Annotated in this window: 1 pseudogene; it reads left to right on the forward strand. The window is 58.3% G+C overall.

The annotated features are described in order from the left end of the window. Nucleotides 1-242: pseudogene (locus SB765_RS33040) on the forward strand (hypothetical protein); the annotation flags it as partial.

A 242-nucleotide genomic window follows, 5' to 3' on the forward strand; every position in this document is an offset into this window, starting at 1 on the left:
GCTAAAGTTCAGCAGCAGCTGGAAAGCAGCGATCTGGATCAGTACCGTGCTCTGCTGGCTAAAATGCAGCCAGAAGAAGAAATGGATCTGGAAACACTGGCAGCCGCACTGCTGAAGATGGCACAGGGCGAACGTCCTCTGATTCTGCCACCAGAAGCACCGCGTCCGGCACGTCGCGAATACCGCGATCGTGACGAGCGTGATGGCCGTCGTGACAGCCGTGAAGCGCGTGGCGATTCTCG

This window comes from Pseudomonas sp. SIMBA_067 (genome assembly GCF_046534675.1).
Classification (GTDB): domain Bacteria; phylum Pseudomonadota; class Gammaproteobacteria; order Pseudomonadales; family Pseudomonadaceae; genus Aquipseudomonas; species Aquipseudomonas putida.